Below are 22,391 nucleotides of genomic sequence, written 5' to 3' on the forward strand. Positions count from 1 at the left end.
CGTTATGGCCAAAGGCAAAAACAAGCCGCCGATCCTGACGCTCAGTGCCGAACACGAGCAACAGGCCATCGACAAGCTCAAGCGATTGTTCTCTCAGCGTTTCGAACTGGACCTTGGGTCGTTCGAGGTCGCTGAGGTGCTTGAGTTTTTTACTAGCGAGATCGCCCCGCATTACTACAATCGAGCGATTTTTGATGTTCAGCAGCACCTCAAAGAGAGGTTCGAGAGCATCGAAAGTGACCTGTGGGCGCTCGAGAAAAATTGAATAGAAGCAGCTTCAACCTGCAAGTCGTCGGGCGCGCAAATTTGCCGTTTGAAGCTTGCGGCTTGTAGCTGCTCTTGAGCTCTTTTGACGAAGGAAAAAGCATGCTGATCATCCCCGCTATCGATCTCAAAGACGGTGCCTGTGTGCGTCTGCGCCAGGGCCGGATGGAAGACTCCACCGTGTTCTCCGATGACCCGGTTGCCATGGCTGCCAAATGGGTCGAGGGCGGTTGCCGTCGTCTGCATCTGGTCGACCTGAACGGCGCGTTCGAAGGTCAGCCGGTCAACGGCGATGTGGTCACTGCCATTGCCAAGCGTTACCCGACTCTGCCGATTCAGATCGGTGGCGGTATTCGCTCGCTGGAGACCATCGAGCACTACGTTAAAGCGGGCGTGAGCTACGTGATCATCGGCACCAAAGCCGTTAAAGAACCCGAGTTTGTCGCTGAAGCCTGCCGCGCATTCCCCGGCAAAGTGATTGTCGGCCTGGATGCCAAAGACGGTTTCGTGGCTACCGACGGTTGGGCTGAGGTCAGCAGCGTGCAGGTTATTGACCTGGCCAAGCGTTTCGAAGCGGATGGCGTCTCGGCCATCGTTTATACCGACATCGCCAAAGACGGCATGATGCAGGGTTGCAACATCCCGTTCACGGCTGCATTGGCTGCCGCAACGCGGATCCCGGTCATTGCTTCCGGTGGCATTCACAATCTGGGCGACATTCGCGCATTGCTGGATGCCAAGGCTCCGGGGATCATCGGAGCAATCACCGGCCGTGCAATTTACGAAGGCACGCTGGATGTGGCTGAAGCTCAGGCGTTGTGTGACGGCTACCAGCGCTAGAGATTCCTGTAGGAGCGCGCTTGCCCGCGATAAGGTCGGTACGACCTTCCTACGATGGTGTGATCAATGATTTTACGACTGCTTCGCAGCCGATCGCGGGCAAGCGCGCTCCTACACATTGGAGATTGACTCAATGGCCCTGGCCAAACGCATCATCCCTTGCCTGGACGTCGACAACGGTCGTGTGGTCAAGGGCGTCAAGTTCGAGAACATCCGTGACGCGGGTGATCCGGTTGAAATTGCGCGTCTGTACGATGAGCAGGGCGCCGACGAAATTACCTTTCTGGACATCACCGCCAGCGTCGATGGTCGCGATACCACATTGCATACCGTCGAGCGCATGGCCAGCCAGGTGTTTATCCCGCTGACTGTGGGCGGTGGCGTGCGTACCGTGCAGGACATCCGCAACCTGCTGAATGCCGGTGCCGACAAGGTGTCGATCAACACTGCTGCGGTGTTCAATCCCGAGTTCGTCGCCGAAGCCGCTCAGCATTTCGGTTCGCAATGCATCGTCGTTGCCATTGATGCCAAGAAAGTTTCGCTGCCGGGCGAAACCCCGCGCTGGGAGATCTTCACCCACGGTGGGCGCAAGCCGACAGGTCTGGACGCTGTGCTGTGGGCCAAGAAGATGGAAGACCTGGGCGCCGGTGAGATCCTGCTGACCAGCATGGATCAGGACGGCATGAAGAACGGTTTCGATCTGGGTGTAACCCGAGCAATCAGTGATGCCCTGGGTATCCCTGTCATCGCCTCGGGCGGTGTCGGCAATCTTCAGCATCTGGCTGATGGTGTTATTGAAGGCCACGCCAGCGCGGTATTGGCGGCAAGTATTTTCCACTTCGGTGAATACACCGTGCCGGAAGCCAAGGCTTACATGGCCGCGCGCGGGATTGTGGTTCGCTAGAGATTCGCATCCCTGCGCTGTAGGAGTGAGCTTGCTCGCGATATCGGTAGATCGGTTGAGAAATTATCTTCTGACCTGACGCTATCGCGAGCAAGCTCACTCCTACAGTCCATGTCGTCTCTAAGCTTAATCTGGCGTATGTGGGCAATGCGCCATGTCTGCTGGACAAGCGCTTTTGAGCGCTGCACTCTGTCTGCCGTCAGCGTAAGGAGAGCGCCAATGTTAAAATCTCGTTTTATTGCCCTTACGGCCTTCAGCGCTTTGCTCGTTAGCGCCACTGAGGCTGCAATGGCCGACGACGCCATTGAGGCACCGGGACGCGACTCCATTGTGCTGATGACCGAAAACCTCCCGCCCTACAACATGGCGGTCGACGGCAAAAATTTCGCTCAGGAGAGCAACATCGAAGGCATCGCCGCTGAAGTGGTGCGCGAGACGTTCAAGCGGGCCGGGATCAGTTACAGCATGACGTTGCGTTTTCCCTGGGAACGGATCTACAAACTGGCCTTGGAAAAACCCGGTTACGCGGTGTTTTCAACGGCGCGATTGCCCGAGCGGGAAAAGCTTTTCAAATGGGTCGGGCCGGTGGGGTCCTATGACTGGATCATGCTCGCCCGCGCTGACAGCCCCATCAAACTGGCCAGTCTGGAGCAGGCCAAGGCCTACCGGATCGGTGCCTATAAAGGTGATGCGATCGGCGAGCGATTGCTGGCCCAGGGGCTGAACCCGATCCTGCTGCTGCGCGATCAGGACAATGCCAAAAAGCTGGTTAACGGGCAGATCGACTTGTGGGCGGCGGGTGATCCGACCGGGCCTTATCTGGCCAGAATAGAGGGCGTGACCGGTCTGAAAACCGTGTTGCGTTTCCATCATGCTGATCTGTACCTGGCCTTGAACAAGGCAACGCCTGATGAGGTGGTGAACAAGTTACAGGCGTCGCTGGACCAGCTACGGGCGGAAGGGTTTGTGGACAAGATCCTGGCGCAGTACCGATAGCACCGCATTTTTAATGTGGGGGCGCGGTCAATTGTAGGAGCCGAGCTTGCTCGCGATGAACGATGGCACAGTTTTCAGTCCCGCCACTGCTAGGTCGCGATGAGGGGCTGCCTGACATATCGCTTCGCGAACAAGTTCGCTCCTACCTTTTTAATGATTCCGATCTTTACCGATAAACCCCGTTCTTGCCGTGCCCGGCCATCGCCTGATTACCCCTGACGCTGATCATCTGACGCAAGTCGATCCACTCGATACCCTGGGCTTTTAGGCGCGGTAGTTCGCGTTCAAGCACGTCGAGGGTTACCGGGTAGGGATGGCCAATCATCACGGCTGAACCCTGTTTGCGGGCCAGTTCAATGGCGATTTTCAATTGCCGGGTAATGGCCTCAGGCGTGCGCTCATCATCGAGAAAAACATCCCGCGACACGCTGGCCAATCCAATCTTTTGCGCCTCGGCTGCCGCAACGGTTTTCGCGCTGGTGCGGCTGTCGACGAAAACCAGATGGCGACGCTGAAGCTCGGCCATCAACCACCCCATGGCAACCGGCTCGGCGGTCATACGGCTGCCCATATGGTTATTGATGCCAGCAGCGTAGGGGACTTTGAGCAGAGCGGCGTTCAGTCTGCTTTCCAGCTCGGCAAGGGGGAGCTCTGGATGCCAGGCGTACGGGCCGGTCGCCGGGTCCATGGGCATGTGCAGAATCACGATCTTGCCAGCACGATGCCCCTGGCGGGCGAACTCGGTGGCATGAGGTGTATCCGGCATGATCGCCAGGGTGACCGGGCCGGGGAGGGCAAGCACACGCTGATCCCGGGCCGGATTCTGGCCCAGGTCATCAATGATCAGTGTGAGGAAGGCAGGTTTGCTGGCTTGGGCAGCTGGCGCCGCGTGAGCAACGCCAGTGAGTACGCAAAATGCGGCCAGCAACCAACGAGACAGGAACACGCGCATTGGTTAATTGCCGCGTGTGATACTCAGGCCCTTGAGCAGGCTCAGCGCCTGGCTCAGCTGGAAGTCATCATCCTGCGGACGTGCCTTGGCTGCGCCGCCTTTGACCGTAGGTTTGTCAGCGCCGCCATTGCCGTTGCCCAAGTGACCGAGCAGGTCGGCTTCCTTGTACGCTTCACCGTCAGCTTCGTTGGTGACCTTGGCGCGACGCACGACGATATCCGGGTTGATGCCCTGAGCCTGGATGGAACGACCGTTAGGTGTGTAATACAGCGCCGTAGTGATCTTCAAGGCGCGGTCATTGTTCAGCGGCAACACGGTTTGTACCGAGCCCTTACCGAAGCTGTCGGTGCCCATCAGGATGCCGCGCTTCTGGTCTTGCAAGGCACCAGCGACGATTTCCGAAGCCGAGGCACTGCCGCCGTTGATCAGCACGACCAGAGGTACGCCTTCACTGGCATCTGCCGGATCAGCCGAGAAGCGCAATTCAGAGTTGGCAATACGGCCTTTCGTGTAAACGATCAGGCCCTTGGTCAGGAAGTGATCGGCCACTTCAACCGCCGACTGCAGAACACCGCCAGGGTTGTTACGCAGGTCAAGAATCAACCCGCTCATTTTCTTGCCGTTGTCTTTGCGGAACTTGGCCAGCGCTTTGCCGACCTCGTCCCCGGTTTTCACCTGGAACTGGGTGATGCGGATGTAGCCGTAGCCGTTCTCCAGCATCTGCGCCTTGACGCTCTTGACCTGAATGGTCGCACGGGCAAGCGTCACGTCGAACGGGTTACCGCCATCGCGAACCAGCGTCAGGGTGATCTTCTCGCCGATCTTGCCGCGCATCTTGTCGACCGCTTCCTGCATGGTCTGACCTTGCGTCGGTGCGCCGTTGATCTTGACGATCAGGTCGCCGGCCTCGATGCCCGCCTTGGAAGCCGGAGTATCGTCGATAGGGGAAACGACTTTCACGAAGCCATCTTCAACGCCGACTTCGATACCCAGCCCGCCGAATTCACCGCTGGTGCTTTCCTGCAGCTCTTGGAAGTCTTCAGGGCCCAGATAAGCCGAGTGCGGGTCGAGGTTGCTGAGCATGCCTTTGATGGCGTTCTCCAGCAGCGTCTTGTCGTCCACCGGCTCGACATAAGCGGCCTTGACCCGATCCATGACCTCCGCGAACGTGCGCAGCTCGTCGAGCGGCAGCGGCGCCTTGGCGCTAGCAGCTGCAGGCGGGATTGAGGCTGGCGCGGCTTTGACTTCCGCGGCTTGGGCCAGTGGAGCGCCGATAACGACGGCTATAGCCAGGGCCAGCGAGGTGAGGCGGGACAGATACGGCATGTCTAACGAACTCCTGAAAGTGGAACCGACTTATCCTTGAGTGCGGCACCATTGGGCCGGATCACTAGGGCGACCCTGCTGACGAATAGCGAAATACAACGCCGGTGTGTCCTGTCCACCACTGTTGCCTACAGTGGAGATGGCTTCACCGGCTTTGACAATGTCACCGGCTGCCTTGAGCAATGTCTGGTTGTGGCCGTACAGACTCAAATAACCATTGCCATGGTCGAGAATGACCAGAAGCCCGGCGCCGCGCAACCAGTCCGCGAATACCACCCGACCACCGTGCACGGCATGGACCTGGCTACCGGCCGATGCGCTGATCATCACGCCGTCCCAAGTGGAGCGGGCGTCATCACCGCGGGCTTCACCGAAGCGTGCCAGTAATCGACCATCAACCGGCCATGGAAGTTTGCCCTTGGCCGCAGAAAATGCTCCGCCGTATGAAGCGCCAGCGCTGGAAACCATCGCGCCAGGCGCTTTGGCCGGGCGTTTAGGTGCGTCATCGCTGTCGGTTCTGCTGCTTTTATTGCTGCTACTGGCTTGCGCCTGAGCTTCGCGCTGGCGTTTTTCTTCAGCCTCACGCTCGGCCAACAACGCCTTCTGCCGTGCTTCTTCAGCCTCTTTGGCCTGGCGCGCCAGCGTTTCCTCGATCGTCTTCAGGACTTTGCCCAGTTCGGCCTGTTCCTGTTGCCGCGCCTGGAGCTTCTGGTCCCGCGACTTGTAGTCCTGATTGAGCTTGGCCAGCGCCGTCTGGCGTTCCTGGCGAACCTTGTCGAGTTCGTCGTGCTGGGTTTCCAGCGAGCTTTTCTGAACCAGCAGTTGCGCCTGTTGCAGGTCAATGTCTTTCTCAACGCCCGCGAGCTGACGCAGTGTTTCATTGAAGGTACGCAACTGGGTCAGGCGCGCTTGGCTCATGTAATCGTAGTAGGTCAGCGTGCGGGCGAATTTTTCCGGATGCTGTTGATTGAGCAGCAGCTTCAAGTATTCCTGCCTACCGCTTTGATACGCAGCCCGGGCCTGAATGGCGATCAGGCGTTGTTGCTCAACGCGTGCGCTCTGGAGTTTGCTTTTTTCCTGGTTGAGCCGATTGAGCTCGGCTTCGGTCTTTTTTAGTTCCTTTTGCAGGACCTCGACCTGCTTTTCCAGCTTACCCATTTCGGTTTCAGTACCGCGCAGGTCCTTCTGGACTCCGGCTTTCTCTTTTTGCAGGTCGCCCAAGGCTTTTTGCAGCTCGGCGACATCCTGACGCGCAGCGTCAATCTGTTTCTGGGTGAGCGCCCGCTGATCGTCGGCAAACGCCGGATTCAGCAGGCAGATCAAAGCAAGGGTGATCAAGGCGCGAAGCATGAGGGTGGGCGATACCGAGGAATTGTGAAAAAAAGTGTCAGGCTTAGTATGCCCGGCACACGCTGCAAAAAAAACGCCTCGCTTGAGGCCAGACAGATAAAAAACCGGCATGTGGCTAAGCGACATGCCGGTGTGTAGCGTTTTTACGCGTCAACGAGGATCGAATGGCCGGTCATTTCTTCCGGTTTTTCCAGCCCCATGAGTTTCAGCATGGTGGGTGCGACATCGGCCAGAACTCCACCTTCGCGCACTTTGAGATTGCGTTTGCCTATATAGATGAAAGGCACCGGCTCAGAGGTGTGCGCGGTGTGCGCCTGGCCCGTGTGGTCATCGGTCATTTGCTCGACGTTGCCATGGTCAGCCGTGAGCAGCGCTTCGCCGCCGACTTTTTCCAGTGCATCAGTGATGCGACCGACGCAGACGTCCAGGCATTCAACGGCCTTGACTGCCGCTTCCATGATGCCGCTGTGGCCGACCATGTCACCGTTGGCATAGTTGACGACAATCACGTCATAACGCTGGTTTTCGATGGCATCGACAATTTTATCGGTGACTTCCGGCGCGCTCATTTCTGGCTGCAGGTCGTAAGTCGCGACTTTCGGCGACGGGATCAGGATGCGCTCTTCGCCCGGGAACTCTTCTTCACGGCCGCCCGAGAAGAAGAAGGTCACGTGAGCATATTTTTCGGTTTCAGCGATGCGCAGTTGGGTCTTGCCGTTGGCGGCCAGGTACTCACCCAGCACGTTTTTCAGGCTGCCGGCTGCAAACGCGGACGGCGCAGGAATGCTCGCTGCGTATTGAGTCAACATGACGTAGTTGACCTTCGGCTGGCGGGTACGCTCGAAGTCCTTGAAATCGTCTTCGACGAATACACGGGTGATTTCCCGGGCGCGGTCGGCGCGGAAGTTCATGAACACAACGGCGTCGCCGTCTTCCACGGTGACCTTGTCACCAATGCTGGTGGCTTTGACGAATTCATCGTTTTCGCCGCGCTCGTAGGCGGCTTCGAGGCCAGCCACGCTGCTGGCTGCGTTGAATTCCGACACACCATCAACAATCAGGTTATAGGCCGCAGCGACACGGTCCCAACGGTTGTCGCGGTCCATGGCGAAGTAGCGCCCGATGATGCTGGCAATACGGCCTTTGCCCAGTCGGGCAAATGTGGAGTCCAGCAGTTCCAGGGATGCTTGAGCGCTGCGCGGTGGTGTATCGCGGCCGTCGAGGAATGCATGGAGATAGATTTTTTCGGCGCCACGCTGGGCGGCCAGTTCTGCCATGGCAACCAGATGATCCTGGTGGCTGTGAACACCACCGTCCGAAAGCAGGCCGAGAATGTGCACGGCCTTGCCCGCATCAACAGCTTTATCTACTGCGCTACAGATAGTCGGGTTCTTGAAGAACTCGCCATCGCGAATGGCTTTGGTGACTCGAGTGAAGTCCTGATAAACCACGCGTCCGGCGCCCAGGTTCATGTGGCCGACTTCAGAGTTGCCCATCTGACCGTCCGGCAGGCCGACATCCATACCCGAACCCGAGATCAGGCCGTTGGGCATAGACTTGTAAAGGCGGTCCATGACCGGCATTTTGGCTGCCAGAATGGCGTTGCCCTCATGGCTCTCGCTGTGTCCGAAGCCGTCCAGAATGATCAGGACCAAAGGTTTTGGCGTGGTAGTCATAGAACCCACTCGTGGCTAAAAAAGTAAGTTGGAAAACAGACCGGCATTTTAGGGGCTGTTGATCTGCAATTGCGAGCCGCGATACCGGAGTTATCGGTTCGGGCACGATGTCATGCGGACTTGATCGACCTCATTGTCTGACGGGCTTTGGCCGACCTTGGCTGCTGTGTATACTGGCCGACATTTTAACGCCCTGGAACCTACTGATGCTTCAGCACCTGCTTGCTTTTGCTACCAACCACTATTTGATCACTGGCGCTTTCATCATTTTGCTGGGGATGCTGATCGCCTACGAATTGAGCAAGGGCGGTCGCAGCCTGAGCACAGGTGAGCTGACCGCGCTGGTCAACAAGGATCAGGCCGTGGTCATCGACATCCGTTCCACCAAGGATTACGCCGCTGGCCACATCGTAGGTGCTCTGAACTTCCCGAATGATAAGGTTCTGACCCGCACCAGCGAGCTGGAAAAATACAAGGCCAAGACGCTGATCATCGTAGACGCCATGGGTCAGCAGGCTGGTTCCGTCGCTCGCGAACTGCTCAAGTCGGGCTTTACGGCCGCCAAACTGTCCGGCGGTGTATCCACCTGGCGCGCAGACAACCTGCCTTTGGTGAAGTGATATGGCTGAAGTCATCGTCTATTCCAGCGATTATTGCCCTTACTGCACCCGCGCCAAGCAATTGTTGCAGAACAAGCATGTGTCTTTCGAAGAGATCAGAGTCGATGGCAAGCCGCAAGTTCGCGCCGAAATGGTGAAAAAGTCCGGCCGTACCTCCGTTCCGCAGATATGGATCGGCTCGACTCATGTGGGCGGCTGCGACGATCTTTTCGCCCTCGAGCGCGCCGGCAAGCTTGATGAGCTGCTCTGAGCCAGACTCCAACCCCTTCCAGAACTTAAACGTTAAAAGGACCCGAGATGACCGATCAACCGACCAACGGCACCGCTACCAACGAAGAAGACGCACCGCAATTCTCGCTGCAGCGCATCTACGTTCGCGACCTGTCGTTCGAAGCGCCAAAAAGCCCTGCGATCTTCCGTCAGGAATGGACCCCGACTGTCAGCCTCGATCTGAACACTCGTCAGAAGCCGCTGGAAGGTGATTTCTACGAAGTGGTTCTGACCTTGTCGGTTACCGTTAACAACGGTGACGAAGTGGCTTTCATCGTTGAAGTCCAGCAAGCCGGTATCTTCCTGATCAAAGGCCTGGATCAAGGTTCGATGAGCCATACGCTGGGTGCTTTCTGCCCGAACATCCTGTTCCCGTATGCTCGCGAGACCATCGACAGCCTGGTAGTCCGTGGTTCGTTCCCGGCGCTGATGTTGTCTCCGGTCAACTTCGACGCCCTGTACGCGCAAGAGCTGCAACGCATGCAGGCTGCTGGCGAGACACCTACTGTTCAGTAAGTGTTATCGCGGCAACAAAAAAGCGCCCTTTGAGGCGCTTTTTTGTGGGGCTGACTTCGCTGTGGAGCCTTGCACCGCTGCCACTAGGGGGCGCAAGGTCAGGTACTACTTGAACCCCAACTGCCGCCAGCCTTCATACACTGCCACAGCAACGGTATTGGACAGGTTAAGGCTTCGGCAACCCTCGCGCATCGGCAGGCGCAGGCGCTGGTCGCCGGGAAGGGCGTCGAGTATGTCAGCAGGCAGGCCGCGACTTTCCGGGCCGAACAGGAAGGCGTCACCCTCCTGGAAACTGGCATCGTGGAAGGGGCGTGAGCCTTTTGTGGTAAAAGCAAACAGCCGCGGATGACCGATGCTTTGCAGGCAACTGGACAGGTCGGGATGTGTCTGCAGCGTGGCGAACTCGTGATAATCGAGCCCGGCACGACGCAGGCGCTTGTCATCCAGCTCGAAGCCCAAGGGCTCGATCAAATGCAGGGTGCTGCCAGTGTTGGCGCACAGCCTGATGACGTTGCCGGTATTCGGCGGAATTTCTGGTTGGAAAAGGATGACGTGAAACATGCACGGCTCCGAACTGAAGGACGACGAGCATTCTACCCTCGAAGAGGATCCGCGGCCGAAGCTATGGCCAAAGGTTTTAGGTTCGATGGTGATCGTTGGTATGTCGATAGGGATGATGATCGGGCGTTTGACTGCGCCTGACCCGCTGGAACTTCTACAAATCGAAGAGCGGCCTACAGGGATTGCCTTGTGGTTCAACCGTGAGCCAGACGTTGTGCCCGAGCATGAGAACGGGATGTTCGCCATGCGTTTTACGGCTGCAGGTCAGCCATGGAGAGGGCAACTGAAAGTTAACGGGAAGGACGTACGCTGGAAGCTGGAGCGGGACAAGAGGGATTTGCTGCTGACTCTACTGGCGGCCCGCCCACTTCACGGCGACTTGCACGGTGAAGAGCTGGACGGGCGCTGGAGACTGGAGGTCAGTCTCCGAGAGGAATAAAAGAGGGGAATCCCCGGCCTGCCTGTACCAAGGTCCCCAAAACTGGTGATACGTAACCTATTGCAGGCGTCGTGCCAGTTTCTGATATTTCTTCTAACAAAAAGCCTCGCCCCCGATGATGTTCCCGCCAGAGCCCCGTCCCATGGGCTTCCAACGTGTTTCATTCATTTATCAATTATGTGTTCAGCTCTCATTCAAGCTGACGGGCGCGAGTTTTGCTGTGCTGGGAAACCGCTTCGTTATGGTGCATTGCCTGCTGCTGGTGCACGTTTTTAATGATTGCCTGATAAGCCGTGGCGACAACGTTTTTTCAGTTTTGTTCGCGGCCTTCCTCGTCAAGCGCGCTCAAACACCCTTGAAATTGTCCGACAGAAGGTACTGAAACGATCGTTTCAAACTTTTTTCAGGATAAATTTGAGGTGCCTAAGCCTGAGTGATGACAATTGTAACAATTGCCCCTGTACCCTGTGCGCCTCAATGAATGCGGGGCCTTGAGTGTTTTTTTGGATGTTTCCGGTGGAATGATTCCGATGAGCAGGTGGTCTGCTTTTTGCTGTCCGGTGTACCAGTCAGAATGATCTGACGAATGGCAGTGAAATATTATTTAGGAATTAGTGAAACAGCTCGATACACTCAAGGACGGAAGGATCCGACAAGGTGTGTGACATATAACCGACAGGTCTTAAAAGCTTAGTAATAATTCTTTTTGGATTTGTTAAATGTTCACTACCCTGCGACCACCGATTCATCGGTGGGTCATTGGTCTTGAGGCGCTGGTTAACCATTGGCTTCGGTCGGGTTTAGCGCTAACCGTAAATTTTTGGGTCAGAACGCCCGAAGGGCCTCGGCACCAGAAATTATAAAAAATTAAGATTCACGAGGAGCGATTCATGAAGAAGTCCACTCTGGCCCTGGCTGTAGCCTTCGGCGTTATGGCTCAGCAGGCTGGTGCAGCAGGTTTTCTGGAAGACAGCAAAGCGTCGATCAGCTCGCGTACTTTGTATTTCAACGGCGATAACCGCGAAGGCACTGCCGAGCGTAACGAAGAAACAGCAACTGGTCTGAAGTTCGACTACCTGTCTGGCTTCACTCAAGGCACAGTTGGCTTTGGTCTGGACGTACAGGCGCTGGTTGGTATTCACCTTGATGGTGGTCGTGGACACCACGCTGCGGCAGGTGGCATCAGCCCTACTGATACCGATGGATCTTCTGTAGATGAGTGGTCTCGTCTGGGGGCCAACGCCAAGGCTCGCTTCTCCAAAACTGAACTGCGTCTGGGTAACGCTTTGGCACCAAACCTGCCAATTCTGGTTTCCAACGACGGTCGTTTGCTGCCAGCTGCTTACCAGGGCGGCATTGTCTCTTCCAAAGAAATCGACAACGTTACTTTGACTGCCGGTCAGTTGACTGAGTCTATCGGCCGTGCGTCGAGCAACTGGACTGATCTGTCTGTTGCTGGCGGTACTGAAGGCAGCAACCAGTTCCGTTTCGCTGGCGGTGACTGGAAAGTCACTAAAGACCTGACCTTGCAGTACTACTACGCAAACCTGGAAGACTACTACAAGCAGCACTTCCTGGGTCTGGTACACGTATTCCCGATCGCTGAAGACCAATCGTTCAAGACTGATCTGCGCTACTTCAACAGCAGCAAAGACGGCAAGAATGGTGATCCTGGTTACTTCTTCAACAACAACGGTGGCTACGCCAAAAACGCCAACGAAGTTGATAACCAAACCTGGTCCGCTATGTTCACCTACACCTTGGGTGGCAACGCATTCCTGCTCGGTCACCAGCAAGTCGGTGATGACGGCGGCATGGTCTTCCTGGGCCAAGGCAGCGTAGTTAATGGCAATAACCGTCCTGAAGGCAACGGCGGTTCCAGTGTCTACCTCTTCACCGACGCCATGATCGCTAACTTCACTCGTGCCGGTACTAACTCTACATTCGGTCAGTACTCGTATGACTTCGCTCGTGCTGGTATCCCAGGCCTGAAGGCTTCGATCGCCTACATTCACGCTGAAGACATCAAAGGTGTGGCGTCCAACGGCACTCTTGGTCGCGAATTCTCCGAGTGGGAACGTGACATGCGTGTTGACTACGTGATCCAGAGCGGTCCGTTGAAAGGCTTTGGTACCACTGTTCGTCACGGCTCTTACCGTGGTGATGCAGACCTGGCTGGTTCTACCAACACCGACCAAACTCGTGTGATCTTCAACTACACCTACGCTTTCAAATAAGCCTGGTCAGTTGAAAAAGAACCCCGCCCAGTGCGGGGTTCTTTTTGCCTGAAATTTGATATCTCCAAACGCTATATTCAAAGCGTTATCTATTCTTTTTAATTTCTAGTGAAGGGGCGCAAAGTGGCTTCAATGAATTAGCAAACATCACAACAAGGAGCTACATCCATGAGCTTGCGACTTGGCGATATCGCCCCTGATTTTGAACAGGACTCCAGTGAAGGTCGTATCCAGTTTCACGAATGGTTGGGTAACAGCTGGGGCGTGTTGTTTTCCCACCCCGCTGACTTCACCCCGGTCTGCACCACTGAATTGGGATTCACCGCCAAGCTCAAGGACGAGTTTGCCAAGCGCGGCGTGAAAGCTATTGCGCTCTCAGTGGACCCGGTCGATTCTCACGTGAAATGGATTGACGATATCAACGAGACCCAGAATACGCTGGTCAACTTTCCGATCCTGGCCGACGCCGACCGCAAAGTGTCCGAGCTATACGACCTGATCCACCCGAACGCCAGTGAAACCCTGACCGTGCGCTCTTTGTTCGTGATCGATCCGAACAAGAAAGTACGTCTGACCATCACCTATCCAGCCAGTACCGGGCGTAACTTCAACGAGATCTTGCGGGTCATCGACTCTTTGCAACTGACCGATAACTACAAAGTCGCAACGCCTGCCAACTGGGTGGACGGTGATGAGGTAGTGATCGTGCCTTCGCTCAAGGATGAAGACGAGATCAAGCAACGCTTTCCTAAAGGCTACAGAGCCGTCAAACCGTACCTGCGTTTGACGCCACAGCCTAATCGCTGAATCACCCTTCCACGACAGATGGGTTTGCTTGGGCCGATTAGTCGGCCCTTTTTTATGCCTGAAGTTCGACGTTCTGTAGGAGCTGCCGAAGGCTGCGATTGCAGTATTTCAGGAAAAACGTCATCGCAGCCTTCGGCAGCTCCCACAGATAATTCGACAACTCGTCATATATGCATTTAAAGAATAACCAAATGAAAAAATAAGATTTATAGATATAAAAAATCACTGATATGGTCGCTGCATTCCGATCCGATTGATCGGGTCAATGAACCCCTCACACCTTACTCGTCCGCCAACGGTCCAGCAGGTGCCACTGAATTAGCAAAGGAGCGCGCCATGCGCACAGCTATTTTGCGTCAAGGTTTGGTCGCTCTGTTTGCCGCAGCGGTCGCCTTCGGCGCTGTGACCCAGGCACAGGCCGAGACCTTGCGTATCGGTTATCAGAAATACGGCACGCTGGTGCTGCTCAAAGCCAAAGGCACGCTGGAAAAGCGCCTGGCCGAGCAGGGCGTGCAAGTGCAATGGACCGAGTTCCCTGGTGGCCCGCAACTGCTTGAAGGGCTAAACGTTGGCTCCATTGATTTTGGTGTGACCGGCGAAACGCCGCCTGTGTTTGCCCAGGCCGCGGGTGCTGATCTGGTCTACGTCGCTTACGAGCCGCCAGCGCCGACCAGCGAAGCGATTCTGGTACCCAAGGATTCGCCCATCACTTCCGTCAAAGAACTCAAAGGCAAGAAAGTCGTCCTCAACAAGGGCTCCAACGTGCATTACCTGCTGGTTAAAGCCCTTGAAGACGCGGGCCTGAAATACACCGACATCCAGACCGTATTCCTGCCGCCAGCCGATGCCCGCGCCGCATTCGAGCGCGGCAGCGTTGATGCCTGGGTGATCTGGGATCCGTACCAGTCAGCTGCCGAGCAGCAACTGCAAGCGAAAACCCTGCGCGATGGCACCGGGATTGTGGATAACCACCAGTTCTATCTGGCGACCAAGCCTTATGCTCAGAAAAATCCAAAAGTCGTTCAGGCACTGATTGAAGAGGTCCGCGCGGTAGGGGAGTGGTCCAAGAGCCACCCTGAAGAGGTGACTAAACAGGTCGCGCCACTGCTCGGTTTACCGGCGGATATCACCCTGACTTCGGTCAAACGCCAAGGCTACGGAGCGCTGTTCCTGACTCCGGCAGTGGTCGCCTCGCAGCAAAAAATCGCTGACACGTTTTATCAGCTCAAGTTGATTCCCAAGCCGCTGAACATCGCGGATGTGGTCTGGACGCCGCCCGCCGCAGTCGCGAAAGCGCCGTAATCAGCCGGACCATGAGGAGACAACTCCATGAGCACTAACGCTTCGCAACGAACAATCCAGCGCCTCGCACCTTGGGCTCTGCCGATCCTGCTGCTGGCTATCTGGCAGCTATCGGTCAGCGCTGGCTGGCTGTCCACCCGCATTCTGCCTGCGCCGAGCGCAGTCATTGAGGCGGGCGTCAATCTGGTTTCCAGTGGTGAAATCTGGACCCACCTGGCAATCAGCGGCTGGCGTGCAGGCCTCGGTTTCGCCATCGGTGGCGGCATCGGTCTTACGCTGGGCTTCATTACCGGCTTGTCGAAATGGGGCGAGCGCCTGCTGGACAGCTCGGTGCAGATGATTCGTAACATTCCCCATCTGGCGCTGATTCCGCTGGTGATCCTGTGGTTCGGCATCGACGAAACCGCGAAGATTTTTCTGGTCGCGCTGGGCACCTTGTTCCCGATTTATCTGAATACCTATCACGGCATTCGCAACATTGATCCGGCGCTGGTCGAGATGTCCCGCAGCTATGGTCTGTCCGGCTTCGGTCTGTTCCGGCATGTGATTCTGCCGGGGGCGATGCCTTCGATTCTGGTTGGTGTGCGTTTCGCGCTGGGCTTTATGTGGTTAACGCTGATCGTCGCGGAAACGATTTCTGCCAGCTCCGGTATTGGTTACCTGGCAATGAATGCCCGGGAATTCCTGCAAACCGACGTCGTGGTACTGGCCATCGTGCTGTACGCAATATTGGGCAAGCTGGCCGACTTGGCCGCGCGTGGTCTGGAGCGTGTTTGCCTGCGCTGGCACCCGGCCTATCAAGTGACTAAAGGCGGTGCCGCATGAGCAGCTTGAAACAGCAACAGCCCGCGCACCTGCTGCGTGGTATTCCTCTGGCGGTGCAACAGCTGAAGAAAGCCTTCGGCAGCCGTGAAGTGCTGAAGAACATCGATCTGCACATTCCGGCCGGGCAGTTCGTTGCCGTGGTCGGTCGCAGCGGCTGTGGCAAAAGTACGCTGCTGCGCTTGCTGGCCGGTCTGGACAAGCCTACTGCAGGGCAACTGCTCGCCGGTTCTGGAAAGCTGGCAGATGCCCGTGAAGACACACGGCTGATGTTCCAGGAAGCACGTCTGCTGCCTTGGAAAAAGATCATCGACAATGTCGGTCTTGGTCTGAGCGGTGACTGGCGTGGTAAAGCCTTGGAAGCTCTGGAAGCGGTCGGCCTGGCCGAACGTGCCGAGGAATGGCCAGCGGCTTTGTCCGGTGGTCAAAAACAGCGGGTGGCTTTGGCTCGTGCGTTGATTCACCAGCCGCGCCTGCTGTTGCTCGATGAGCCTCTGGGCGCGCTGGATGCCTTGACCCGCATCGAGATGCAGCAACTGATTGAAAACCTCTGGCGTAAACATGGTTTCACCGTGCTGCTGGTGACTCATGACGTCAGCGAAGCGGTTGCCATTGCGGACCGCGTGATTCTTATCGAAGAAGGGCGCATTGGCCTGGACTTGCTGGTTGATTTACCACGGCCACGCGCCCGCGGCTCGCATCGTCTGGCCAATCTGGAAGCGCAAGTGCTCGAACGAGTGCTGTCTCTGCCCGGCTCGCCGCCAGAACCTGATCCCGTTTCACCGCTGCCTACGCAATTGCGTTGGGCCAATTAACCGACCGTTAGCAATCCATCCCACACAGGAAGATCATCATGACTATTAAAGCCATCAACGTTCGTAACCAGTTCAAAGGCACCATCAAGGAAATCGTCGAAGGCGATGTCCTGTCGGAAATCGACGTACAGACTGCTTCGGGTATCGTGACTTCCGTGATCACCACTCGCTCGGTAAAAGAGCTGGAACTGGTGGTTGGCAGTGAAGTAATCGCGTTCGTGAAGTCCACTGAGGTTTCTATCGCCAAGCTGTAACCGATGGGTAAAAAACAACCCCGGACGGTGATGACCCTCCGGGGTTTTTTGCGTTGGGGTTCATATTAACTGTAGGAGTGCACGAGCAGCGCGAGGCCGCGATGGGGGTGTGTCAGACGAATCGCCATCGCGGCCTCGCGTTGCTCGTGCGCTCCTATAGGGTCGTGTTTGAATCATTGATGGTTGTGGATAAACGCACTGGCCTTCAGGGCAAATAACAGCGGTTGATCTTCCATCAGGAAATGACCTGCGTTGTCGATGATCTGCAATATCGAGCCAGGAATGTCGCCGTGCAAACGGTGGGCATAACTTGATGGTTGCCATTCATCTTCGGCGCCCCAGAGGATCTGCACTGGAATATTCAGCTCGGGCAGACGTTGCGCAAAGTCTTGGGTGTAGCGCGAGTCGTAATGCGCGACCTGATTTTTGTAAAAGCCTTGCTGGCTGATGAGACCGGTGATCGGTGTCAGGTAAGCTTCAAGCAACTCGCCCTCCATGATGCTTTTGGTGAAAACCGCCATGCGCAATTGCCGAATCATTAATTGCCGATGTTCGTCTGCATTCATGACCGCGTGTTCGGGGTAATGTGTGCGGATGTGTTGCCAGCTTGTAGAGGGCCACGAGTCATAACTGACGATATCGGCGATGGTCAGGGACAGGAAACGTCGCGGTGCATCAATCGCCAGCCGTAGCGCGACGCCTCCGCCTATGTCATGGGCAATCATATGCGTCTGCTCCAGCCCCCAGTGGTCCAGCAACTGCTCCAGCAGGATCCGTTGGGCCGCAACCGACGTGTCCTGGTCTTGCGGAAACTCCGATGCGCCGAAACCCAGCAGGTCGAACAGATGCACTTTCAGCCCGGCCTCCACCAGCGCGGGTACGACGTTGCGCCAGATGATCGAGTGCGCAGGCGTGCCGTGCAGCAGGACAACCGGCAGCCCTTCGCCGTGACAGCCAGTGGCGATGCGTCGCCCGTCGATGATCACGTGTTGATTGAGCAAGGGATTGTTCATGAGCGTGTTCTCCGAAAACGTTGATGACGTGATGAGCGTATCGAAGGGGGTGTTCATGACGCCAATGACAACTTATGCTGCTGAAATTCGATTTTTGTCATGCTGATATTTTGCACTCGGACCGGGATCAAGCTTCCAATTCACAGTGGTCGCATTCCTCTGTGGGAGCCGGGCTTGCCCGCGATGAGGGCAACGTGATTTCTCTGCCACGCCGCGTCGCCTGCATCGGGAGCAAGCCCTGGTCCCACAAAAGTCCGTCTTCCTCAGGTAGCCACGAAGAGCTCATGAACCAACGCCTCCCCATCGACGTCCTCCGGGCGCTGCGCAGCATTGTCGAACTGGGTAGTGTCACCCGCGCGGCTGAAAGCCTGAACCTCACGCAATCAGCGGTCAGCTGGAAGATCAAACGGCTGGAGAAGCAGCTCGGGCGAGATCTGATCCGTCGTGAAGGACAGCGTCTGGTTGCGACCAGCGACGGTGCCGAGCTGCTGATTCATGCCCGGCGCATCCTCAACTCCCACGACGAAGCGCTGGCTTTATTCGCGCCGTCCACCCTTGAGGGCACCGTGAGGTTAGGCGTAACTGAACAGGCGTCCCTCACACAACTTGCGCCGATACTGGCGAAGTTCTCCAGGCAGCACGGCAATGTCGATGTTCGTGTGGTGGTCGAACAGAGTCAGGCGCTGCGCGATTCCTTGGTCAACGGCACGCTTGATCTGGCCCTGCATCAGGACTTTGCTCACGGGGTGAGCGCTGAAGATCATCTGTTGTGGAGCGAACGGCTGAACTGGTGCGGGCCTGCCGGTTGGGAATACAACCCTGATGCTACGGTTGCTCTGGTCACCTACGGGGCGGGATGTTTCTACGGCAATCTGGCACAGGATCGTCTACAAGCGTCGGGTATTCGCTGCAAATCGGCGGTGCAGTGCCCATCGACTGATGGCGTGCTGTCGGCCATATCGGCGGGCTTGGGTATCGGGTTGGTGACGGCGAGCAATGTCGACAATCGCGTCGAGATTATTCGTGCCTTTGAACACAGTATGCCGCTGCCGGAAGTCGTTAACGTTTTGCGCTATAGCCAGCGCAAGCACGATCCAGTGCTGCAGGCATTGCAGCAGACGCTCGCTCAGACGCTAACGCGTGTCAGGGAAGAGTTGCCCGTTCCGGCCTGAGGACTACTTCGTCAGAGGCCTCTCTCTTTTCGGCAGATAGGGCGGTAAATACAGCCCCACGTAAGCATCAAATACCCTCATCCCTTCTTCGGCCATGCGCGGAGTGATTTCATCATGCAGCTGCATGGAGCGTGCGTAGACCCGATCGCCCAGTTCCATGGCCAGTGCGAACACGTCTACATCACTCGGTAATACCGGCAGCGCGAAGTGTCGCTCAAAGACTTCCAGCATCAAGTGCCCCAGCTCGATGTCGTGCTGACGATCTGCCTGGGTGATTTCAGTCAAGCCATGCTGGGCCAAAATCAACTGGCGCGCAGCGGCGTCAGCGTTGTAGATATCCAGCATGCGTTGCTCGACCAGGCGGGACAGATCACGCCATGTCGTGAGGGAGTTGTGTTCGATGGGCGCTTGCAGGCTGGCGCGAAACGTTGCGTGGATGTCGGCGGTGAGTGCTTCGAGCAAGGCGGGGACGCTGGCGAAGAAGTGGTACACGGACGACGGCGGAATTTGCGCGCGTTCAGCCACGCTATAGATCGACAGACTCGCCACGCCCTCAGCAGCCAGCAACTCGCGTGCGGCATCGAGTATAGAATCGATTCGGGCCTGACTGGCTGCGCGGGGTTTGCGGGGAGTGGCGGGGCGGGTCATGTGGCGGTCTCGTGGGCGGGGCTGCGGGGATTGTAATCCAGAAGCGGTCAGCAGGAGCCTGGTTCTGTGGGAGCGGTGCGTGAAACAAAAAAAACGCCGCACAACCTTTCGGCCTGCGGCGTTTTTCATACTTCACACCGTTATTTAAACGGTATGCAGGTACCAGTTGTACTCAAGGTCGGAGATGGAGTGTTCGAACTCCTCCAGCTCGCTTTCCTTACAGGCGACGAAGATATCGATGTATTTAGGATCGATGTACTTGGCCATCACTTCGCTGTCGTCCAGCTCGCGCAATGCGTCGCGCAGGTTGTTCGGCAGGCTTTGTTCATTCTGCTCGTACGAGTTGCCCGAAACCGGCGCGCCAGGTTCGATCTTGTTGGTCAGGCCGTGATGCACGCCCGCCAGGACCGAAGCCATCAACAGATAAGGGTTGGCATCGGCACCCGCAACCCGGTGCTCGATACGCACCGCGTCGGCCGAGCCGGTTGGTACGCGTACGGCTACGGTACGGTTGTCCAGGCCCCAGCTCGGGGAGTTAGGCACATAGAACTGAGCACCAAACCGACGATACGAATTGACGTTCGGGCAAAGGAACGCCATCTGCGCCGGTAGGGTCTCGAGCACACCGCCGATGGCATGACGTAACGCGGCGTTCTGCTCGGGATCCTCGCTGGTGAAGATATTCTTGCCATCGCGATCCAGGATCGAGATGTGTACATGCAAACCGTTGCCTGCCTGGCCTGGGTAAGGCTTGGCCATGAAGGTGGTGTCCATCTCATGGTCGTAGGCGATGTTCTTGATCAGGCGCTTGAGCAATACCGCGTAGTCACACGCTTTGATCGCGTCGGCGACGTGGTGCAGATTGACTTCAAACTGGGCCGGAGCACTTTCCTTGACGATGGCGTCAGCGGGAATCCCTTGCTCCTTGGCACCTTCCAGGATGTCCTGGAGGCAGTCGACGTATTCGTCAAGGTCGTCGATCAGGTAGACCTGTGTCGAGTGCGGGCGTTTGCCGGAAATCGGAGAGCGGGGTGGTTGCGGACGGCCGTTCACGTTCTCCTGGTCGATCAGGTAGAACTCCAGCTCGAAAGCGGCGCAAATCGTCAGGCCCATTTCGTCAAACTTGGTTACAACCTGGCGCAATACTTCGCGTGGGTCAGCGAAAAACGGGTCGCCTTCCAGTTCGTGCATGGTCATCAACAGTTGCGCGGTAGGGCGCTTTTGCCAAGGCTCGTTGCACAGGGTATCGGGGATTGGATAGCAGATTCGGTCAGCATCACCGATGTCCAGACCCAGGCCGGTGCTTTCTACCGTCGAGCCATTGATATCCAGGGCAAATAAAGAGGCAGGCAGGTTGATGCCCTTCTCGTAAACCTTATGGAGGCTGGTGCGTTCAATGCGCTTGCCGCGCACCACACCATTCATATCTGCAATCAGAAGGTCAACGTACAGAACCTCAGGATGTTCCTTAAGGAACGCGTTCGCTTCGTTAAGCTGAACGGCACGCGGGGGTACCGACATGATGCAACACCTTTGTTGTTAAAAATATCAATCATCGAGCTTTACGGGTTTCAGTCAATCCGAAAGCCATGATGAAGTCAATAGAGCCTTCCCTTGCCCTGAAAGGGCGCAAAAGGGCCGTTTTTGCCGCAATTCAGGGCAAGTATTTAACAGCGGAAGGCTACGGATTGCGGGGCTTTCGTGGACCCTGTTCGATTTTTACGAGGCTGTTGTGGAAAAAAACGAACAAGGCTAAGCTCGATTGCAACCCAGACCAGCAACAACAATACGGGGGTCCCATGTCACGCCTGCCCTTGATCGGCGTTACCGCCTGCACCAAGCAGATCGGTCATCATGCTTATCATGTCTCTGGCGACAAATATCTCCGTGCGGTAGCAGTGGCTGCCAAAGGCATGCCGTTGATTCTGCCGTCACTTGGACCCTTGCTTGACCCCGCCGATATTCTTGCAAGTCTCGATGGACTGCTGTTTACCGGTTCGCCTTCCAATGTCGAACCCTACCACTATAGTGGCCCAGCCAGCGCGCCGGGTACTGCTCATGATCCCGAACGCGACCGCACCACCTTACCGCTTATTCGTGCTGCCGTGGCAGCCGGTGTTCCGGTTTTAGGTATTTGCCGCGGTTTTCAGGAGATGAATGTAGCGTTTGGCGGCAGCCTGCATCAGCGCGTCCATGAAACAGAAGGTTTCATGGATCATCGCGAACCGGAGAATGAGCCGGTTGAAGTGCAGTATGCGCCGAGTCATCCGATGCGCGTCCAGCCGGGCGGTGTGTTGGACGGTCTGGGGCTGGCGAGTGAAATTCGTGTTAATTCCATCCACGGGCAAGGCATCGAGCGTCTGGCGCCGGGTCTGCGCGTGGAGGCCGTTGCGCCTGATGGCTTGATCGAAGCCGTCTCGGTGCTGGACAGTCCGGGCTTCGCGCTTGGGGTGCAATGGCATCCCGAGTGGCAAGTTACTGCAAACCCTGATTACCTAGTCATCTTCCAGGCATTTGGCGATGCCTGCCGTAAACGAGCACTACAACGCGACGCCGATGCGTCAAATAACGCCTGATTCGCGATCAGGACTCTGACCACCTGAGGTA

25 protein-coding genes are annotated in these 22,391 nt (G+C 56.7%); 17 read left to right on the top strand and 8 right to left on the bottom strand.

Annotated elements, in window-relative coordinates; all coding sequences use genetic code 11:
* Window positions 1–4 precede the first annotated feature (4 nt).
* From AUC60_RS08730 to AUC60_RS08745, 4 genes are all read left to right on the top strand, one after another.
* On the top strand, window positions 5–265 hold the full coding sequence (locus AUC60_RS08730) for a DUF2164 domain-containing protein (protein ID WP_087265827.1): 261 nt from the start codon (window positions 5–7) through the stop codon (window positions 263–265).
* A 101-nt stretch (window positions 266–366) separates the two neighbouring features.
* Window positions 367–1,104: a 1-(5-phosphoribosyl)-5-[(5-phosphoribosylamino)methylideneamino]imidazole-4-carboxamide isomerase gene (hisA, locus tag AUC60_RS08735; protein ID WP_087265829.1), complete on the top strand. Its 738-nt coding sequence runs from the start codon at window positions 367–369 to the stop codon at window positions 1,102–1,104.
* Window positions 1,105–1,237: 133 nt separating this feature from the next.
* Entirely contained in the window at window positions 1,238–2,008 is a 771-nt protein-coding gene (hisF, locus tag AUC60_RS08740) for an imidazole glycerol phosphate synthase subunit HisF (protein ID WP_087265831.1), read from the top strand.
* Between the two features lie 219 nt (window positions 2,009–2,227).
* Entirely contained in the window at window positions 2,228–3,004 is a 777-nt protein-coding gene (locus tag AUC60_RS08745; protein ID WP_087265833.1) for a substrate-binding periplasmic protein, read from the top strand.
* 166 nt (window positions 3,005–3,170) lie between these two features.
* Here the strand turns inward: AUC60_RS08745 and AUC60_RS08750 are convergent, their stop codons facing one another.
* The 4 genes from AUC60_RS08750 to gpmI all read right to left on the bottom strand — a co-directional run bounded on the left by AUC60_RS08750 (window position 3,171) and on the right by gpmI (window position 8,308).
* Window positions 3,171–3,956 carry a divergent polysaccharide deacetylase family protein gene (locus AUC60_RS08750; protein WP_087265835.1) on the bottom strand — a complete coding sequence of 262 codons (786 nt, stop codon included), beginning with the start codon at window positions 3,954–3,956 and terminating at the stop codon, window positions 3,171–3,173.
* Window positions 3,957–3,959: 3 nt separating this feature from the next.
* Entirely contained in the window at window positions 3,960–5,282 is a 1,323-nt protein-coding gene (locus tag AUC60_RS08755) for a S41 family peptidase (RefSeq protein WP_087265837.1), read from the bottom strand.
* A 30-nt stretch (window positions 5,283–5,312) separates the two neighbouring features.
* Complete coding sequence (locus AUC60_RS08760) at window positions 5,313–6,632, bottom strand: murein hydrolase activator EnvC family protein (protein ID WP_087266032.1); 1,320 nt, start codon at window positions 6,630–6,632, stop codon at window positions 5,313–5,315.
* A gap of 143 nt (window positions 6,633–6,775) precedes the next feature.
* The gene (gene gpmI, locus AUC60_RS08765) at window positions 6,776–8,308 is read right to left on the bottom strand and encodes a 2,3-bisphosphoglycerate-independent phosphoglycerate mutase (protein WP_087265839.1); all 1,533 of its coding nucleotides are present in this window, start codon (window positions 8,306–8,308) and stop codon (window positions 6,776–6,778) included.
* A 206-nt stretch (window positions 8,309–8,514) separates the two neighbouring features.
* Here gpmI and AUC60_RS08770 point away from each other — a divergent pair, with 206 nt between their 5' ends.
* Genes AUC60_RS08770 through secB form a run of 3 tightly spaced genes read left to right on the top strand, consistent with a single transcriptional unit; the run spans window position 8,515 to window position 9,714 of the window.
* Complete coding sequence (locus AUC60_RS08770; protein ID WP_087265841.1) at window positions 8,515–8,928, top strand: rhodanese-like domain-containing protein; 414 nt, start codon at window positions 8,515–8,517, stop codon at window positions 8,926–8,928.
* Between the two features lies 1 nt (window position 8,929).
* The gene (gene grxC, locus AUC60_RS08775; RefSeq protein ID WP_087265842.1) at window positions 8,930–9,178 is read left to right on the top strand and encodes a glutaredoxin 3; all 249 of its coding nucleotides are present in this window, start codon (window positions 8,930–8,932) and stop codon (window positions 9,176–9,178) included.
* A gap of 47 nt (window positions 9,179–9,225) precedes the next feature.
* Entirely contained in the window at window positions 9,226–9,714 is a 489-nt protein-coding gene (gene secB / locus AUC60_RS08780) for a protein-export chaperone SecB (RefSeq protein WP_027898930.1), read from the top strand.
* A 105-nt stretch (window positions 9,715–9,819) separates the two neighbouring features.
* On the opposite strand, the gene trmL is transcribed toward secB, so the two are convergent.
* Window positions 9,820–10,275, bottom strand: a complete 456-nt coding sequence (gene trmL, locus AUC60_RS08785) for a tRNA (uridine(34)/cytosine(34)/5-carboxymethylaminomethyluridine(34)-2'-O)-methyltransferase TrmL (RefSeq protein ID WP_087265844.1) — start codon at window positions 10,273–10,275, stop codon at window positions 9,820–9,822.
* Between trmL and AUC60_RS08790 the strand changes: the two genes are divergently transcribed.
* From AUC60_RS08790 to AUC60_RS08825, 8 genes are all read left to right on the top strand, one after another.
* A complete protein-coding gene (locus AUC60_RS08790; protein WP_087265846.1) occupies window positions 10,274–10,714 on the top strand; it encodes a hypothetical protein in 441 nt (146 codons plus the stop codon). The two genes, trmL and AUC60_RS08790, sit on opposite strands and share 2 nt — an antisense overlap.
* Before the next feature lie 142 nt (window positions 10,715–10,856).
* A complete protein-coding gene (locus tag AUC60_RS08795; protein WP_087265849.1) occupies window positions 10,857–11,096 on the top strand; it encodes a hypothetical protein in 240 nt (79 codons plus the stop codon).
* 508 nt (window positions 11,097–11,604) lie between these two features.
* Window positions 11,605–12,951: an OprD family porin gene (locus AUC60_RS08800; protein WP_087265851.1), complete on the top strand. Its 1,347-nt coding sequence runs from the start codon at window positions 11,605–11,607 to the stop codon at window positions 12,949–12,951.
* Window positions 12,952–13,119: 168 nt separating this feature from the next.
* The gene (locus AUC60_RS08805; RefSeq protein WP_087265853.1) at window positions 13,120–13,758 is read left to right on the top strand and encodes a peroxiredoxin; all 639 of its coding nucleotides are present in this window, start codon (window positions 13,120–13,122) and stop codon (window positions 13,756–13,758) included.
* A 336-nt stretch (window positions 13,759–14,094) separates the two neighbouring features.
* Window positions 14,095–15,060, top strand: coding sequence for a sulfonate ABC transporter substrate-binding protein (locus AUC60_RS08810; RefSeq protein ID WP_087265855.1), 966 nt, complete (start codon window positions 14,095–14,097; stop codon window positions 15,058–15,060).
* A gap of 27 nt (window positions 15,061–15,087) precedes the next feature.
* A complete protein-coding gene (gene ssuC, locus AUC60_RS08815; RefSeq protein WP_087265859.1) occupies window positions 15,088–15,885 on the top strand; it encodes an aliphatic sulfonate ABC transporter permease SsuC in 798 nt (265 codons plus the stop codon).
* Window positions 15,882–16,697: an aliphatic sulfonates ABC transporter ATP-binding protein gene (ssuB, locus tag AUC60_RS08820; RefSeq protein WP_087265861.1), complete on the top strand. Its 816-nt coding sequence runs from the start codon at window positions 15,882–15,884 to the stop codon at window positions 16,695–16,697. Before ssuC ends, ssuB begins: the two co-directional genes overlap by 4 nt.
* A gap of 38 nt (window positions 16,698–16,735) precedes the next feature.
* Entirely contained in the window at window positions 16,736–16,951 is a 216-nt protein-coding gene (locus tag AUC60_RS08825) for a TOBE domain-containing protein (protein WP_020291765.1), read from the top strand.
* Window positions 16,952–17,124: 173 nt separating this feature from the next.
* On the opposite strand, the gene AUC60_RS08830 is transcribed toward AUC60_RS08825, so the two are convergent.
* The gene (locus AUC60_RS08830; RefSeq protein WP_087265863.1) at window positions 17,125–17,964 is read right to left on the bottom strand and encodes an alpha/beta fold hydrolase; all 840 of its coding nucleotides are present in this window, start codon (window positions 17,962–17,964) and stop codon (window positions 17,125–17,127) included.
* Between the two features lie 284 nt (window positions 17,965–18,248).
* Between AUC60_RS08830 and AUC60_RS08835 the strand changes: the two genes are divergently transcribed.
* A complete protein-coding gene (locus tag AUC60_RS08835) occupies window positions 18,249–19,136 on the top strand; it encodes a LysR family transcriptional regulator (RefSeq protein ID WP_087266034.1) in 888 nt (295 codons plus the stop codon).
* 3 nt (window positions 19,137–19,139) lie between these two features.
* Here AUC60_RS08835 and AUC60_RS08840 read toward each other — a convergent pair whose 3' ends face one another.
* Both AUC60_RS08840 and AUC60_RS08845 read right to left on the bottom strand, forming a co-directional pair.
* Complete coding sequence (locus AUC60_RS08840) at window positions 19,140–19,784, bottom strand: TetR/AcrR family transcriptional regulator (RefSeq protein ID WP_087265865.1); 645 nt, start codon at window positions 19,782–19,784, stop codon at window positions 19,140–19,142.
* Between the two features lie 144 nt (window positions 19,785–19,928).
* Window positions 19,929–21,305: a glutamine synthetase family protein gene (locus AUC60_RS08845; protein WP_087265866.1), complete on the bottom strand. Its 1,377-nt coding sequence runs from the start codon at window positions 21,303–21,305 to the stop codon at window positions 19,929–19,931.
* A gap of 278 nt (window positions 21,306–21,583) precedes the next feature.
* Here AUC60_RS08845 and AUC60_RS08850 point away from each other — a divergent pair, with 278 nt between their 5' ends.
* Complete coding sequence (locus tag AUC60_RS08850; RefSeq protein ID WP_087265868.1) at window positions 21,584–22,360, top strand: gamma-glutamyl-gamma-aminobutyrate hydrolase family protein; 777 nt, start codon at window positions 21,584–21,586, stop codon at window positions 22,358–22,360.
* Window positions 22,361–22,391: the final 31 nt, after the last annotated feature.

The organism is Pseudomonas caspiana (assembly GCF_002158995.1).
GTDB classification, from domain to species: Bacteria; Pseudomonadota; Gammaproteobacteria; order Pseudomonadales; family Pseudomonadaceae; genus Aquipseudomonas; species Aquipseudomonas caspiana.